The sequence below is a fragment of the Streptomyces sp. NBC_01288 genome (assembly GCF_035982055.1).
GTDB lineage: Bacteria > Actinomycetota > Actinomycetes > Streptomycetales > Streptomycetaceae > Streptomyces.
In genome coordinates this window covers 8003585-8019430 of record NZ_CP108427.1, presented here as the reverse complement: position 1 = coordinate 8019430, position 15846 = coordinate 8003585, and the positions used below count along the sequence as shown (strand labels likewise).

Sequence of the window (15846 nt, the reverse complement as noted above, 5' to 3'; positions counted from 1 at the left end):
AGATGCATTTTCCATGACAGACGCACTCAAGCGCCTCTCCGAGGAAGGCGTCGCGATCTGGCTGGACGACCTGTCGCGCAAGCGGATCACGTCCGGCAACCTCGCCGAACTGATCGACCAGCAGCACGTCGTGGGCGTCACCACCAACCCGTCGATCTTCCAGAAGGCCATCTCGTCGGGCGACGGATACGAGCAGCAGCTCACCGACCTCGCCGCCCGCAAGGTGACCGTCGAGGAAGCCATCCGCATGATCACGACGGCGGACGTCCGTGACGCCGCCGACATCCTGCGTCCGGTCTACGACACGAGCGGCGGCCAGGACGGCCGGGTCTCCATCGAGGTCGACCCGCGCCTGGCGCACAACACGGCGGCGACCATCGCCGAGGCCAAGCAGCTGGCCTGGCTGGTGGACCGGCCGAACACCCTGATCAAGATCCCGGCCACCCGGGCGGGTCTGCCGGCGATCGCCGAGACCATCGGCCTCGGCATCAGCGTCAACGTCACGCTGATCTTCTCGCTGGCGCGCTACCGCGAGGTCATGGACGCGTTCGTCACCGGCCTGGAGAAGGCCAAGGAGCGCGGCCTGGACCTCTCCAAGATCCACTCCGTGGCGTCCTTCTTCGTGTCCCGCGTGGACACCGAGATCGACAAGCGGATCGACGCGCTGGGCACCGACGAGGCCAAGGCCGCCCGCGGCAAGGCCGGTCTCGCCAACGCGCGGCTCGCCTACGAGGCGTACGAGGAGGTCTTCTCCTCGGACCGCTGGGCCGCTCTCGACAAGGCGCAGGCCAACAAGCAGCGTCCGCTGTGGGCCTCGACCGGCGTCAAGGACAAGGCGTACAAGGACACGCTGTACGTGGACGACCTGGTGGCGCCGAACACGGTGAACACCATGCCGGAGGCCACCCTTGAGGCCACCGACGACCACGGACAGATCACCGGCAACACCATCTCCGGCACGTACGAGCAGTCCCGCGCCGAGATCGCCGCCGTGGAAGCGCTCGGCATCTCGTACGACGAGGTCGTACAGCTGCTGGAGGACGAGGGCGTCGAGAAGTTCGAGGCGGCCTGGACCGACCTGCTCAAGTCGACCGAGGCGGAGCTTGCGCGCCTCGCCCCTTCGGAGGGCTGAAACCTTGTCGAGCAGCAACCCGCTGCGTGACCCCGCCGACCGACGGCTCCCGCGTATCGCGGGGCCGTCGGGCCTGGTCATCTTCGGCGTCACAGGCGATTTGTCACGCAAAAAGCTGATGCCCGCCGTGTACGACCTCGCCAACCGGGGTCTGCTGCCGCCGGGTTTCTCGCTCGTCGGCTTCGCCCGGCGCGAGTGGGCCCACGAGGACTTCGCACAGGAGGTCCACGACGCGGTCAAGGAGCACTCCCGCACGCCGTTCCGTGAGGAGGTCTGGCAGCAGCTCGTCCAGGGGATGCGCTTCGTCCAGGGCACCTTCGACGACGACGACGCGTTCGAGCGGCTGCGCGACACGATCGACGAACTGGACAAGGCGCAGGGCACGGGCGGCAACTTCGCCTTCTATCTGTCGGTGCCCCCGCGCTCGTTCCCGGTCGTCATCCAGCAGCTGAAGAAGCACGGTCTCGCCGACCAGGAGAAGGGTTCCTGGCGCCGCGCGGTCATCGAGAAGCCCTTCGGCCACGACCTCAAGTCGGCCGAGGACCTCAACAAGGTCGTGCACGAGGTGTTCGCCGCGGACCAGGTCTTCCGCATCGACCACTACCTCGGCAAGGAGACCGTCCAGAACATCCTGGCGCTCCGCTTCGCCAATACGATGTTCGAGCCGATCTGGAACCGGTCCTTCGTGGACCACGTGCAGATCACCATGGCCGAGGACATCGGCATCGGCGGCCGGGCCGGCTACTACGACGGCATCGGCGCAGCCCGTGACGTCATCCAGAACCACCTGCTCCAGCTGATGGCGCTGACCGCGATGGAGGAGCCGTCCTCCTTCTCCGCCGACGCGCTGGCCGCCGAGAAGGAGAAGGTGCTCGGCGCGGTACGGCTGCCGAAGGACCTGGGCAGGAACACGGTCCGCGGGCAGTACGCGGAGGGCTGGCAGGGCGGCGAGAAGGCCGTCGGCTACCTCCAGGAGGACGGTATCGACCCCAAGTCGAAGACCGACACCTACGCCGCCATCAAGGTCGAGGTCGACAACCGCCGCTGGGCGGGCGTCCCCTTCTACCTGCGCACCGGCAAGCGTCTGGGCCGCCGCGTCACCGAGATCGCGGTGGTCTTCCAGCGCGCCCCGCACTCCCCCTTCGACCAGACGGCGACGGAGGAGCTGGGCCAGAACGCGATCGTCTTCCGCGTCCAGCCCGACGAGGGCGTCACGGTCCGCTTCGGCTCCAAGGTGCCCGGCACCTCGATGGAGATCCGGGACGTCTCCATGGACTTCGCCTACGGCGAGTCGTTCACGGAGTCCAGCCCCGAGGCGTACGAGCGCCTGATCCTCGACGTCCTGCTCGGCGACTCGAACCTCTTCCCGCGCACCGAGGAGGTCGAGCTCTCCTGGAAGATCCTCGACCCGATCGAGCAGTACTGGGACAAGCACGGCAAGCCCGCGCAGTACCAGTCCGGGACCTGGGGTCCGGTCGAGGCGGACGAAATGCTCGCACGAGAGGGACGGAGCTGGCGTCGGCCATGAAAATAGACCTCACCGACACCACTGCCAGCAAGATCAACAAGGGGCTGGTGAAAGCCCGCCGTGCCATCGGCACCCCGGCCGTCGGCATGGTGCTCACCCTCGTCGTCGTCACGGACGAGGAGAACGCCTACGACGCCCTGAAGGCCGCCAACGACGCGTCGCGTGAGCACCCCTCGCGCACACTCGTGGTCATCAAGCGCGTCTCGCGCTCACCTCGGGACCGCACCCAGTCCCGCCTCGACGCCGAGGTCCGGGTGGGCACGGACGCGGGCAGCGGCGAGACGGTCGTCCTGCGGCTCTACGGCGAGGTCTCCGACCACGCCCAGTCCGTGGTGCTGCCGCTGCTGCTGCCGGACGCGCCGGTGGTGGTCTGGTGGTCGGTGGACGCGCCGCGCGACCCGGCCAACGACCCGCTGGGCGCCCTGAGCCAGCGCCGGGTCACCGACAGCTACGCGGCCGAGAAGCCCGTCGACGAACTGCGGTCCCGCGCCGAGAGCTACGAGCCGGGCGACACCGACCTGGCCTGGGCCCGGGTCACCCCGTGGCGTTCGATGCTGGCCGCCGCGCTCGACCAGGTCGACTCGGAGATCGTCTCCGTCGAGGTGGCGGGCGAGGAGTCCAACCCGAGCGTCGAACTGCTCGCGATGTGGCTCGCCGACCGCCTCCACGTGCACGTCCGGCGGGCGGTCTCCGCGGGTCCCGGTCTGACCCAGGTGCGCCTGGAGACGACCGGCGGTCCCATCACGCTGCATCGCTCCGACGGGGCGATGGCCACCCTGGCGCTGCCCGGCCAGCCGGACCGCGCGGTGGCGCTCAAGCGCCGCGAGACGTCCGAGCTGCTCGCGGAGGAGCTGCGCCGGCTCGACCCGGACGACACCTACGCGTCCGCGCTGCGGTTCGGCGTGGACCGGCTGGGCGGCATCCAGTCGGCGGCGGAGCGGGCGGAGGCAGCGGCTCAGCCGGTGCCGGCGCTGCCGGTGCGCGCGGTGACGGAGCCGGCGGCGACCGGCGTGCGGCCGGCCGCCTCGGAGAGCGGGGACGCCGACCGGCCCACCCCCGCGAAGATGCCCCCGGTCAAGAAGGCTGATCCGCAGTGAGCACTCCCCAACTCGTCGTCCACCGCGACAAGGAACTGATGGCCCAGGCCGCCGCGGCCCGGCTGATCACGAAGATCGTGGACGCGCAGGCCTCGCGCGGCTACGCCTCGATCGTGCTCACCGGCGGTCGCAACGGCAACGGTCTGCTGGCAGCTCTGGCGGGTCAGCCCGCCCGGGACGCCGTCGACTGGGGCCGCCTCGACCTGTGGTGGGGCGACGAGCGGTTCCTGCCCGAGGGCGACCCGGAGCGCAATGTCACCCAGGCCCGTGAGGCACTGCTCGACGCGGTGCCGCTGGACCCGAAGCGCGTGCACGCCATGCCCGCGTCCGACGGCCTCTACGGCAACGACGTGGAGGCGGCGGCGGCAGGCTACGCCGAGGAACTCGCCCGGTCCGCCGGTCCCGAGAACCACGGTTCGGTCCCGACCTTCGACGTCCTGATGCTGGGCGTCGGCCCGGACACCCATGTGGCGTCGCTCTTCCCGGAGTTGCCCGCCGTACGGGAGACCGAGCGCACGGTCGTCGGCGTCCATGGCGCGCCCAAGCCGCCGCCGATCCGGGTCACGTTGACCCTTCCGGCGATCCGGTCGGCCCGCGAGGTGTGGCTGCTCGCGGCCGGCGAGGACAAGGCGGAGGCCGCGGCCATCGCCCTGTCCGGCGCGGGTGAGATCCAGGCACCGGCGGCCGGCGCGCAGGGCCGCGCCCGCACCCTGTGGCTGCTGGACGCGGCGGCGGCTTCCCAGCTGCCACGCGCGCTGTACCCGCCGGCTTCGGCCTGACACCGGCTGCTACACCGGCGGGGCGGGCAACCTGTTGAAGAGCCCGTACGACCTCGGTCGTACGGGCTCTTCCGTGTCTCAACGCCCGCGCAGCTCGCGGTACTTGGCGACCAGGGCCGTCGTCGACGCGTCCAGACCGGGCACGTCCGCGCCCTCGCTCAGGGCGGGTTCGACGCGCTTGGCGAGGACCTTGCCCAGCTCGACGCCCCACTGGTCGAAGGAGTCGATGTTCCAGACCGCGCCCTGCACGAACACCTTGTGCTCGTAGAGCGCGATCAACTGCCCGAGGACGGACGGGGTCAGCTCACGGGCCAGGATCGTCGTCGTGGGGTGGTTGCCCTTGAACGTCTTGTGCGGCACCAGCTCCTCGGGCACACCCTCCGCGCGCACCTCGTCCGGTGTCTTGCCGAACGCCAACGCCTGTGTCTGCGCGAAGAAGTTGGCCATCAGCAGATCGTGCTGCGCCTTGAGCCCGTCGCTCAACTCGGCCACCGGCTCGGCGAAGCCGATGAAGTCCGCCGGGATCAACTTCGTGCCCTGGTGGATGAGTTGGTAGTAAGCGTGCTGCCCGTTCGTCCCCGGGGTGCCCCACACCACCGGCCCCGTCTGCCAGTCGACCTCCTGGCCGTCCCGGCCCACGTACTTGCCGTTCGACTCCATGTCCAGCTGCTGGAGATACGCGGTGAACTTGGAGAGGTAGTGGCTGTACGGCAGCACCGCGTGCGACTGGGCGTCATGGAAGTTGCCGTACCAGACACCCAACAGGCCAAGGAGCAAAGGCACGTTGGACTCGGCGGGCGCGGTGCGGAAGTGCTCGTCGACGAGGTGGAAGCCGTCGAGCATCTCGCGGAAACGGTCCGGGCCGATGGCGATCATCAGCGACAGCCCGATCGCGGAGTCGTACGAGTACCGTCCGCCGACCCAGTCCCAGAACTCGAACATATTGGCCGTGTCGATGCCGAACTCGCTGACCTTCCCGGCGTTCGTCGACAGCGCCACGAAGTGCTTGGCGACGGCGTCCTGACCGGCCTTCAGCTCGGTGAGCAGCCAGTCGCGGGCGGAGGTCGCGTTGGTGATCGTCTCGATCGTGGTGAAGGTCTTGGACGCGATGATGAACAGCGTCTCCGCCGGGTCGAGGTCGTGGGTCGCCTCGTGCAGGTCGGCGCCGTCCACGTTCGACACGAACCGGACCGTCAGACCGCGGTCGGTGAAGCCGCGCAGCGCCTCGTAGGCCATCGCCGGACCGAGGTCGGAGCCGCCGATGCCGATGTTGACGACGTTGCGGATACGACGGCCCGTGTGACCGGTCCACTCGCCGGAGCGGACACGGTTCGCGAAGCCGGCCATCTTGTCGAGCACGGCGTGCACCTGCGGCACCACGTTCTCGCCGTCGACCTCGACCACCGCGTCACGCGGGGCGCGCAGCGCGGTGTGCAGGACCGCGCGGTCCTCGGTGACATTGATCTTCTCGCCGCGGAACATCGCGTCCCGCAGGCCGAACACGTCCGTGGCGGCGGCCAGCGCGTGCAGCAGCCGCAGGGTCTCGCCGGTGACGAGGTGCTTCGAGTAGTCGAGGTGCAGGTCACCGACCTTGAGCGTGTAGCCGGTGCCGCGCCCGGGATCTGCGGCGAACAGCTCCCTCAGCCGCACCTCGCCGAGCTCCTCACGGTGCTTGGCCAAGGCGGTCCACTCGGGCGTCTGGTTGAGCCTGGTACGGCCGTCTGCGTTCATTGCGACTTCAGCCTTCTTTCCTACCGACCTGGGGGCCGGTTCCAACCTAATTGATCAGCCCGTGGCATGAGCGGTCGTCGCGTCGTCCTGCGGGGCAACAACAGGTACGTCCGGCTTGACCGCAGGTATCAGCGCGATGACCGACAGGACGAAGAAGGCGGCGGTGAGCAGGGCGGGCGTGTTCAACCCCCAGGCGGTGGCGACGGCCCCACCGAGGAGGGCGCCCAGCGGGGCCCCGGCGGCGGCCAGGGTGCGGAAGGCGGAGCTGACCCGGCCCAGCATGTCGGCGGGGGCACGCTGCTGCATCAGCGTGGTCGTGTTGACGTTCCACAGCATGCTCATGCAGCCGAAGACGCCGAGGGCCGCCACGACCGCGATCAGGCTGCGCACGGAGCCCATGACGACGAGGGCGCCGGTCTGCACCAGGCCCGCGAGCAGCACGCTCCGCATCGGGCCGAGGCGGGTGGTGATCCGCCGGTTCACCAGTCCCCCGGCCAGACCGCCGACGGTGAACGCGGTGGTCGCCGCCGCGTACCCGGCGGTTCCGGCGTCCAGCCAGCCGGTCACCAGGATGACCAGGGTGGCGATCAGGGCGCCCATACCGACGTTGCACAGGGCTGTCGCGGCACACAGTCCGCGCAGGGGCCGGTCGCGCCACAGCGTGCGCAGCCCGTCCGCGATCTCCCCGCGCAGGGTGCTGCCCACCGGTCCCGGCCCGCGGTCGGGCGCCGCGGTGCGCAGCAAGGCGACCAGTGCGGCGGCGAGGAGGAAGGTGCCCGCGTCGGCCACGAAGGGAACCGCCGCCCCCGCGGCGATCAGCAGGGGCACCACGGGCGCTCCCATCAGGCCACCCGCGATCTTCTGCCCGGTCATCAGCCGGGCGTTGGCGCTGCCGAGCGCCGCCCGGTCCACCAGGGCCGGCAGCAGGGCCGTAGAGGCGTTGTCGAAGAGGGTCTGGAGCGTGGTCAGTGCGAAGGCCAGCGCGATGAGCAGCGGGATCGAGGCGTGACCGAGGGCGACGGCCACGGCGAAGGCGGCGACGAGCAGTCCGCGGGCCGCGTCCACCGTCCACATCGCGCGCCGCTGGTCCACCCGGTCCGCGACCGCGCCGCCGAGCAGCCCGAAGACGATCCAGGGCAGATAGCCGCAGGCGGTCACGGAGGCGATGAGGAGGGGCCGGTCCGTCAGCGAGACGGCGAGCAGTGGCAGTGCCGCACCCCGCAGCGCGTCCCCGAACCGCGAGATCACAGCGGCGCTCCACAGCCGCCCGAACCCCCCGCGCCACGCGGGCACATGACTGCCCGTCACCTCGACCGCCGTCACCGCTCCCCCTCACGATTCGTCACTTCACAAACCGTAGAGGGCACCACTGACAATCGGTCCGGAGGCAGTCGGCCACCGGCCTGCGAAACAGCTCCGGCCAGACACCTTGTGGGCGTCCGGCCGGTTCAACTCCTAGATTTCTCCCCGCAGTTTGGCGAGCGCCTCGGCGAGGATCGCCTCGCCGTCCGCGTCGCTGCGCCGCTCCCGTACATACGCGAGGTGCGTCTTGTAGGGCTCGGTGCGCGGCGGGGCCGGCGGATTGTCCCGGTCCTGTCCGGCCGGGAAGCCACAGCGGGGGCAGTCCCAGGTTTCGGGAACCTGCGCGTCGCTGGCGAAGCTGGGCTGTGTCTCGTGTCCGTTGGAGCACCAGAAGACGATGCGCAGCCGGGGCGCGGACTCGCCGCGCTCGGCCTCGCCCATCGGCCCCGCCCCGACCCGGCTTCCTCGGATCGCGTTGCCACTTGCCACGGTCGTAACTCCCTGCGTGATGGTGCCGCGAAGCGAGTCGGCGTTTTCGCTCCGTTGCGAGCGCCTCAGTCTACGTAAGGCCCAACGCGCGTCCAGTGGTTGGAGTTACAGCCCCTACACCTAGACGCAAGCCCCATGATAGGCCGCGCTCAGCTGCGCGTACCGAACATGGGGCCTTACGTACGGAATGTGCGAAGGAACGTGCGGTCAGCTCGTCTTCAGCAGCAGGCCGAGCACGACGATGCAGGCGAACCAGAGCAGACCGAGCACCACGGTGATGCGGTCCAGGTTGCGCTCGGCGACCGAAGAGCCGCCGACGGACGACGCCATGCCGCCACCGAACATGTCGGAGAGACCGCCGCCCTTCCCCTTGTGCATCAGCACCAGCAGCATCAGCAGCAGGCTGAAGACGATCAGGGCGATCGAGAACCCCAAAACCACGGCTGGACCAACTTCCTCGGATTCGGATGGACGACAGGGGCATAGCGGCTGGCGCTATGCCCCCGCAAGGGTACGACGGATCGCGGCTACCGCCTACACGCGGCCGGACTCACTGGTCGCGGAAGCGCGCGATCTTGACGAACTCGTCCGCGTCCAGCGAGGCACCGCCGACCAGGGCGCCGTCGACGTCGGGCTGGGCCATGATCTCGGCGACGTTGCCGGACTTGACGGAGCCGCCGTACTGGATGCGGACCTGGTCGGCCAGCTCCTGCGAGTACAGCTCGGCGAGCTTGCCGCGGATGGCCTGGCAGACCTCCTGCGCGTCGCCGGCGCCGCAGACCTTGCCGGTGCCGATGGCCCAGACGGGCTCATACGCGATGACGACGGACTCGGCCTGCTCGGCCGGGACGTCCTTGAGGCCGCCCTCGACCTGGGAGAGGGTGTGCGCGACGTGGTTGCCCGCCTCGCGGATGTCGAGTTCCTCGCCGACGCAGAGGATCGGGGTCAGGCCGTGCTTGTAGGCGGCCTTGACCTTGGCGTTGACGATCTCGTCGGTCTCCGCGTGGTACTGGCGGCGCTCGGAGTGGCCGATGGCCACGTACGTGCACTTCAGCTTGGCCAGCATCGCACCGGAGATCTCGCCGGTGTAGGCGCCGGAGTCGTGCGCCGAGATGTCCTGGGCGCCGTACTTGATCTTGAGCTTGTCGCCGTCGACCAGGGTCTGCACGGAGCGCAGGTCGGTGAAGGGCGGCAGGACAGCGACCTCGACGGCCTCGTAGTCCTTGTCCGCGAGGGCGAAGGCGAGCTTCTGGACGTGGGCGATGGCCTCAAGGTGGTTGAGGTTCATCTTCCAGTTGCCCGCCATGATCGGCGTGCGTCCAGAGGAAATAGATGGAGCCATGTGAGGTCAGTCCTCCAGTGCGGCGAGGCCGGGGAGCGTCTTGCCCTCTAGGTATTCGAGGGAGGCGCCGCCGCCGGTCGAGATGTGGCCGAATGCGTTCTCGTCGAAGCCCAGGATGCGGACGGCCGCGGCGGAGTCGCCACCGCCGACGACCGTGAAGGCCGGGGAGTCGAGAAGGGCCTGGGCGACCGCCTTGGTGCCCTCGGCGTAGTCGGGGTGCTCGAAGACGCCCATCGGACCGTTCCAGAAGATGGTGGCCGCGTCGGCGAGCTTCGAGGCGTACAGGGCACCGGTCTCGGGACCGATGTCGAGGCCCATCTGGTCGGCGGGGATGGCGTCCGCGGCGACGACGGTGGGGTTGGACGGGGCCTTGGTCTTCAGGTCCGGGAACCCGGCCGAGGTCACGACGTCGACCGGGACGACGAGTTCGACGCCGTTCTTCTCGGCGCGCTCGACGTACTCGGTGACGGCGGGCAGCTGGTCGTCCTGGACCAGGGAGGCGCCGATCTCGTAGCCCTTGGCCTTGAGGAAGGTGAAGGCCATGCCGCCGCCGATGAGGATGCGGTCGGCCTTTCCGAGCAGCTGGTCGATGACGGCGAGCTTGTCGGAGACCTTGGAGCCGCCGAGGGCTACCACGTAGGGCCGCTTGACGTCCTCGGTGAGCTTCTTCAGGACGCCGACCTCGGTGGCGATGAGGTAGCCGGCGTAGTGCGGCAGGCGGGCCGGGAGGTCGTACACGGAGGCGTGCTTGCGGTGCACGGCGCCGAAACCGTCGCCTACGTAGACATCGGCCAGGGCGGCGAGCTGGTCGGCGAACTCGCCGCGCTCGACGTCGTCCTTGGCGGTCTCGCCCGCGTTGAAGCGCAGGTTCTCGATGACCGCGACCTGGCCGGGTTCGAGGCCGCGCACCGCGTCGTGGGCGGCGGGGCCGACGGTGTCCTGGGCGAACGCGACCGGCGCGCCCAGGAGTTCAGCGAGGCGCTCGGCGGGCTGGAGGAGGGAGAAGGCCGGGTCCGGGGCGCCCTTGGGGCGGCCCAGGTGCGAGGCCACGATCACCTTGGCGCCCGCCTCGACGAGGGCCTTGACCGTGGGCAGCACGGCGCGGATACGGCCGTCGTCGGTGATGAGGCCGTCGGCCAGCGGGACGTTGAGGTCGGCGCGGACGAAGACCCGCTTGCCGTCCACGCCTTCGGCGAGAAGTTCGTCGATCGTCTTCATAAAGGGACTCCTAGGGAGGGCTCTTCAGATCCGAGAGGGCTGATCGATCACTACGTAGCAAAGGCTCGGACACTACGTAGCAAGGGCTCGGACAGCGCGGCGTGCGCTGCCCGAGCCCTGACTCACATCGAGTTGCCTGCTCTGGGAGTTAGAGCTGGCCGCCGACGAAGACCGTGAGGTCGACGAGGCGGTTGGAGTAGCCCCACTCGTTGTCGTACCAGCCGAGGATCTTCACCGTGTTGCCTTCCTGAACCATGGTCAGGAGGGAGTCGAAGGTGCAGGAGGCCTGGTCGCCGACGATGTCCGAGGAGACGATCGGGTCCTCGGTGTAGGACAGGTACCCCTTGAGGTCGCCGTCCTCGGAGGCCTTCTTGAACGCGGCGTTGACCTCGTCCTTGGTGGTCTCGCGCTGGAGCGTCACGACCAGGTCGGTGGCCGATCCGGTCGGGACCGGGACGCGCATCGCGATGCCGTCCAGCTTGCCCTTGAGCTGCGGGAGGACCAGGGCGGTGGCCTTGGCGGCACCGGTCGTGGTCGGGATGATGTTCTCGGCGGCGGCACGCGCGCGGCGCAGGTCCGAGTGCGGGAAGTCCAGGATGCGCTGGTCGTTCGTGTACGCGTGGACCGTCGTCATCAGGCCCTTGACGATGCCGAAGTTCTCGTCGAGAACCTTGGCCATCGGCGCCACACAGTTGGTGGTGCAGGAGGCGTTCGAGATGACGTGGTGGTTGGCCGCGTCGTACTTGTCCTGGTTGACGCCCATCACGATCGTGATGTCCTCGTCCTTGGCCGGAGCCGAGATGAGGACCTTCTTGGCGCCGCCGGCGATGTGCTTCTCGGCGTCGGCCTTCTTCGTGAAGATGCCGGTCGACTCGATGACGATGTCGACGCCCAGTTCACCCCACGGGATGTCGGCGGGGTTGCGCTCGGAAAGCACCTTGATCGTGTGCCCGTCGACGGTGATCGTGTCGGCGGTGTGCGACACCTCGGCCTGGAGGCGGCCCAGGATGGTGTCGTACTTGAGCAGGTGAGCGGTGGTCGCGGTGTCACCCAGGTCGTTGACAGCCACGATCTCGATGTCAGCACCCTGCTTCAGCAGCGCGCGGAAGTAGTTACGACCGATGCGGCCAAAGCCGTTGATGCCTACGCGGATCGTCACGAACCGATCTCCTCGTTGGTACGCCGGCTCAGTGCCGGCGAGTTGTATGGGATGTCCCCGACCGCCTACGACCCTACCCTCCTGAGCCCGCCGTGGTGACATCGAGATGCCCCATACACGGCAGGGCGGTCCGTACCCGCCAGTAGGGGTACGGACCGCCCTTGATGTTCATGACATGGTCACACGGGGTCAGCTGGTCAGAGCGGTCAACGCCTTCTTGAGGAGGGCTGCCCGGTCGGTCGCCGAGGTGACCTGTTCCAGGCCGAAGCCGAGCAGCACGGTGCGGTCGGTGGTGACCGCGCCGTACGTCTGGAACAGGGCTCCGGTGCGGGTCCAGTCCTTCAGGACCGCGGGGCTGCCCGGGGGCGGTCCCGTCACGCTCCAGGCGCCCAGGGAGGTCTCGAAGCCCTCGGTCTGGGTCGCCGTACCGCCGACGACGAGCGAGGTGTCGTCGGCGAGGACGCCGTGGCCGCCGGTGCCCGGGTCGGTGATGTAACTGAGCGAGACCTCCACCGACTTGCCCGCGTAGGCGCTCAGGTCGAAGCCGACCTGCTGCCAGCCGTTGGAGGCGCCGGTGAAGCTGTTCCACGAACCGGTGGAGCCGGTCGCGGTGCAGCCGCTGGTGGAGAAGGTCAGGTAGTGCTTGAGCCACGGGTGCTCGGCGACCAGGAACCCGGCCTCGCACTCCGAGGGCAGGGCGGTGCTGGTGGCGCCGCCGACCTCCGGGAGCGTGGTCCAGTCGTCGGCCCCGGTGGTGTGGATCTCGACGACGGCGTGGTCGTAGCCGGGCTCGGTGTCCCACAGCAGCTCACTGCGCAGCGTGGGCTTGTCGGCCGCGCTCACCCCGGTGAGGTCGATGGTGCGGGTGAGGCGCTTGTAGGCGTCGTCGGTGTGGACGGCGGCCGCCATGTAGGAGCCCGCGTAGGGCCCGTACGGGTTGACGGTCCCGGCGAACTGGCCCGCCCCCGCACTCGCGAACTGCGGGTACGTGGTGGGCGACAGCGAGTCGGAGGTGACGCTGTAGGTGCCGGCCCGGTCCAGCGGGTTGCCGGGCGCGCCGCTGAGCGGCGCGGTGAAGCCGGCGAGCTTGCCGGAGCCGGTGAAACCGGTGGCTCCGGGGGTGGATGTACGCGAATAGGCGCCCAGGTAGTACTGGCTGAAGTCGTTCGAGGGGGTGCCGTCGGCGAGGGCGACGGAGCCGCCGGCCTGTTCGCCGGCCTCGATCAGCTTGCCGCCCTCGTTGAGGAAGGCGCGCAGCTGGAGCTGGGTGTCGTTGCCCGGTCCCGCCGTGCCCGAGTAGTGGACGACGGTCTTGAAGTGGTCGAGCACGCCGAGCGCGTCGGGCGCGCCCTGGGTGGCGACGTCCCAGACGACCGCCTTACGGCCGTTCGCCTTCAGCGCGTCCACGTAGGTCTGCGCCTGAGTCGCGGCAGCGCCTTCCTCGGCGACGACGAGGGTGTCGGCCGCGGGCCGCTTGGCCACCGTGTAGGTGAAGTGCGCGCTGGAGGTGGGCTTCCCGGCCTTCGTCTCGCCGGTGAACCAGACCTCGACCTTGTCGCCCGGGTCGCCGTCCTTGACCTTGGCGCGGTACTCGTCGAAGTACAGGTTGTCGTCCCCGCCGTAGGTCCGGCCGCCCTTCCAGGGCTTCAGTGCCATGTCCTCCGTACGGCCGCCGTTGACGCGGTACTTGAGCTCCTTGTCGCGCACGGACTTCCGTACGACGACGGAGACCTCCTGGTCGGCGCCGCGCGAGTACGACGTGGAGAAGGTGGCCGGGGTGAAGTCGGCGGCGCTGAGGCCGACCGACGACGTGGGCCGGTCGGGGTGGGCCGCGGTCTCGGCGACGGAGAGCGCGAAGGGGATGTTCTTCGCGAACTCGTCCTGGATCAGCTTCTCGTCGTCGGGGAAGTTGAAGACGGACTGGCAGTCGGCCGCGTTCCAGGCGTCGTTCGGGTCGATGTTCGACGCGGTCTGGCAGGTCGACATCTCCGGGGTGAACATCGACATGCTGTTGACGTTCGACGCGTGGCCGTCCGCCTCGCCGTTGGTCGTGTACAGCTCTGAGGAGACCTGGGAGTGGTAGCCGGGGATCGCCGGGTTGTCAGGCGTACCCGCGAGGGCCTTGTAGAGGACGTCGTCCGGGGTCGGGGTCGCGACCTGCCAGCCGACTCCGTAGAGGAGCAGTTCGGCGGCGGAATGGTAGTTGATGCCGTAGGTGAAGCCGATGCGCTTCTCGAAGGCGTCGAGTGCGGCGGTCTCCGGCTCGGAGTTGGGGGCCGCGCCCCGGTAGGTCTCGCTGGTCGGGTTCGGGGACGAACCCTCGTCGTCGTAGCCCCACTTGTAGGCGAAGTTGCGGTTGAGGTCGACGCCGTCGCCGGTGGAGATGGTGCCGTCGCCGTTGACGTCCCGCAGGTTCTTGCGCCACAGGCGCGTGTCGCTGTTCTGGAAGGTGTAGTCGTAACCGTCCGGGTTGGCGGACAGGACGAACCACAGCTCGGTCGAGTCGACGATCTTCTTGATGCGCTTGTCGGTCTTGTAGTTGTCCAGGTAGTAGTGCATCAGCCGGCGGGTCATCTCCGGCGTGATCCACTCGCGCGCGTGCTGGTTGGACACGTACAGCACGGAGGGCTTGGAGCCGTCCTTGGTCTTCTTCGCGTTCTTGGTCAGTTTGAGCGCGAGGATGTCCTGGCCGTCGATCGTCTTGCCGATGGACTCGACCTTCGTGAGACCGGGGTTGGCCTGCCCGGTCTTGACGATCTCCTCTTCGAGGCCGCCGCTTCCGCTGTACGGGCGGAACACGCCCTGCGCCGCGTCCTCGACCCGCGTCTCGGCTTTGGCAGACAGGGTGTGCTCGGTGAGGTCGACGCCCTGCTTCTCCAGCTTCTGAGCCTGCTGGTCGGTGAGGTAGACCTCTACGGCGGTCTTGCCGGACGCGGAGAACTGGTTGTCGCCGAGTTCGTGGGCGTCCTGTCCTGCCTTCAGGAGCAGGGGTATCTGCTTCTGGGTGACGTCGGCGTGGAAGACCTTGACCTCGGCGGGGTCCGACTTCGTGGAATTCCCGCCCTGCGCCTGGGCGATGGGTGCGATGCTCGCCCCGGCGATCAGGAGGGCGCCGACAGCGAGGATCGATCTCGCTCTGTGTCTCATGAATCCCCCTAGCAATCGTTCGCCACAGCGGCGAACAGTTGCCAGGCTCATGACACTTCATGATCGAGTCAAGGGGGCCTCAAGGACAGTCAAATGGCGGGATGGGTGCGGGACTTCGGCGGGGGCGGCGGATCGTGCCGGGGAGGCGAGGGGCGACGCGTGTCCCTCGCGGGGGCTCAGGCGGCGTTGCTCGTGGGCCGCGCGGGGCCGAGCTGTATCGAGTTCGGCGGCGCGCAAGGCCGATGCAGGGCGACGCGGGGGTCCACGGGCAAGCCCGGCCGATCTCCCTGGGGGGTGTGGGCCGGGCGGAGGTCGCTTCCCCTTGAGGGGCGCGGGTCGGGCGCGGTTCGTTTCTCCTTGAGGGGCGCGGGTCGTTGATTCTCCCGGGCCTGATCAGCCGGCAGGCTGATGGGGCGCCCGCACCGGTGTATCGACAACTCGCCGGGATCGAGACGAGAGCGCCCGCAACAGAGAAGCGCCGGTGTCAGGGGCTTCCGAGGAGGCCCTCGGGTCTTCCCCAAAACCACACGGGCCGGCACACATTCGCCCGGCGGGAGCCCTCGCAGCCCTGCTCTCAGCCGTCGGCTCCCTCGCGCCGACCGGTCGGCGTCGTTTTCCTCCGGGCCGATCCACCGGACACGCCCGGACGGGGCCCGCACCGGCGAATTGACGACCCGTCGACATCGAGGCAATTGCACCCGGGCAGAAAACACGCCGACGCCCTCGGACGAGCCCGTACATCCTCCCGGGGACGCAAGGGCCGGCTTCCGCTCGCCCAGCGGAAAACCCTCACGGTCCGCCACCTCCGGCCCGATCCACCAGGCGCGCCCGCACAGGCGGCCCGCACCGGTGCGTTGACGGCCCGTCGGCATCGCAGCCAAGGCACCCCACGACAGACGAACGCCGGTGCCGACGCCCTGAC

The 15846-nt window shown here is 69.2% G+C and carries 12 protein-coding genes; 4 read left to right on the top strand and 8 right to left on the bottom strand.

What is annotated here, in order from left to right; translation table 11 throughout:
• Positions 1 to 13: 13 nt before the first annotated feature.
• From tal to pgl, 4 genes are read left to right on the top strand one after another with little or no spacing between them, the layout of a single operon-like run.
• Positions 14 to 1132: a transaldolase gene (gene tal / locus OG194_RS35995; protein ID WP_327404935.1), complete on the top strand. Its 1119-nt coding sequence runs from the start codon at positions 14 to 16 to the stop codon at positions 1130 to 1132.
• A 4-nt stretch (positions 1133 to 1136) separates the two neighbouring features.
• On the top strand, positions 1137 to 2660 hold the full coding sequence (gene zwf, locus OG194_RS35990; protein WP_033283122.1) for a glucose-6-phosphate dehydrogenase: 1524 nt from the start codon (positions 1137 to 1139) through the stop codon (positions 2658 to 2660).
• Positions 2657 to 3757: a glucose-6-phosphate dehydrogenase assembly protein OpcA gene (gene opcA, locus OG194_RS35985; RefSeq protein WP_327404934.1), complete on the top strand. Its 1101-nt coding sequence runs from the start codon at positions 2657 to 2659 to the stop codon at positions 3755 to 3757. The genes zwf and opcA overlap by 4 nt, the downstream gene beginning before the upstream one ends.
• Entirely contained in the window at positions 3754 to 4536 is a 783-nt protein-coding gene (gene pgl, locus OG194_RS35980) for a 6-phosphogluconolactonase (RefSeq protein WP_327404933.1), read from the top strand. The genes opcA and pgl overlap by 4 nt, the downstream gene beginning before the upstream one ends.
• 78 nt (positions 4537 to 4614) lie before the next feature.
• Here the strand turns inward: pgl and pgi are convergent, their stop codons facing one another.
• The 8 genes from pgi to OG194_RS35940 form a co-directional block, all read right to left on the bottom strand.
• Complete coding sequence (pgi, locus tag OG194_RS35975) at positions 4615 to 6267, bottom strand: glucose-6-phosphate isomerase (protein ID WP_327404932.1); 1653 nt, start codon at positions 6265 to 6267, stop codon at positions 4615 to 4617.
• Between the two features lie 54 nt (positions 6268 to 6321).
• Positions 6322 to 7590 carry an MFS transporter gene (locus OG194_RS35970; RefSeq protein ID WP_327404931.1) on the bottom strand — a complete coding sequence of 423 codons (1269 nt, stop codon included), beginning with the start codon at positions 7588 to 7590 and terminating at the stop codon, positions 6322 to 6324.
• 132 nt (positions 7591 to 7722) lie between these two features.
• Positions 7723 to 8058 (bottom strand): RNA polymerase-binding protein RbpA, encoded by a 336-nt coding sequence (locus OG194_RS35965; RefSeq protein WP_078623027.1) that lies wholly within the window; start codon positions 8056 to 8058, stop codon positions 7723 to 7725.
• A 207-nt stretch (positions 8059 to 8265) separates the two neighbouring features.
• On the bottom strand, positions 8266 to 8499 hold the full coding sequence (gene secG, locus OG194_RS35960) for a preprotein translocase subunit SecG (RefSeq protein WP_327404930.1): 234 nt from the start codon (positions 8497 to 8499) through the stop codon (positions 8266 to 8268).
• 109 nt (positions 8500 to 8608) lie between these two features.
• On the bottom strand, positions 8609 to 9364 hold the full coding sequence (tpiA, locus tag OG194_RS35955; RefSeq protein WP_327407327.1) for a triose-phosphate isomerase: 756 nt from the start codon (positions 9362 to 9364) through the stop codon (positions 8609 to 8611).
• A 42-nt stretch (positions 9365 to 9406) separates the two neighbouring features.
• Entirely contained in the window at positions 9407 to 10618 is a 1212-nt protein-coding gene (locus tag OG194_RS35950) for a phosphoglycerate kinase (protein WP_327404929.1), read from the bottom strand.
• 148 nt (positions 10619 to 10766) lie between these two features.
• The gene (gap, locus tag OG194_RS35945) at positions 10767 to 11777 is read right to left on the bottom strand and encodes a type I glyceraldehyde-3-phosphate dehydrogenase (RefSeq protein WP_266876785.1); all 1011 of its coding nucleotides are present in this window, start codon (positions 11775 to 11777) and stop codon (positions 10767 to 10769) included.
• Between the two features lie 189 nt (positions 11778 to 11966).
• Positions 11967 to 14924, bottom strand: a complete 2958-nt coding sequence (locus OG194_RS35940; RefSeq protein ID WP_327404928.1) for a M14 family metallopeptidase — start codon at positions 14922 to 14924, stop codon at positions 11967 to 11969.
• Positions 14925 to 15846 lie beyond the last annotated feature (922 nt).